Source organism: Desertibacillus haloalkaliphilus, from assembly GCF_019039105.1.
GTDB classification, from domain to species: Bacteria; Bacillota; Bacilli; order Bacillales; family KJ1-10-99; genus Desertibacillus; species Desertibacillus haloalkaliphilus.
Window position 1 is genome coordinate 1 of sequence record NZ_JAHPIV010000182.1, and the last position, 420, is coordinate 420.

A 420-nucleotide genomic window follows, 5' to 3' on the forward strand; every position below is an offset into this window, starting at 1 on the left:
GAAGAAAGAAGAGGGAGAAAAAGAAAAAGAGAAAGAGGAGAAAAGAGGGAGAGAAGAAGAGGAAGGGGGAGGGGGGAGAGAAAGGGAAGGAGAAGAAGAAAGAAGAGAAGGAGAGGAAAAAGAGGAAGAGAAGAGGAGGGGGGAAAAAAGAAGAAAAGAAAAGGGAGAAAGGGAGAGGAAAAAGGAAAAAAGAGAGGGGAGAGGGGAAAAGGAGGGGGGGAAGAGGGGGAGAGGGAAGAGAGAGGGAAAAGAAAGAAAAGGAAGGAGGAGAGGAGAGGAAGAAAGAGAAGAAAGGGAGGAGAGGGAAGGAAGGAGGGGGGGAAGAGGGAGGAGGAGAGAAAAAAAGAAAGGAGAAGAGAGAAGGAAAAGAAAGAAAGGGGAAGAAGAGGGGGGAAAAGAAAGAAGAAGGAGAAGAAAGAG

General features: G+C 47.4%; 1 protein-coding gene. It reads left to right on the forward strand.

The features are described from left to right. Nucleotides 1-420, forward strand: a 420-nt coding sequence (locus KH400_RS29765) for a hypothetical protein (protein ID WP_217228097.1), incomplete at both ends; no start/stop codon positions are given.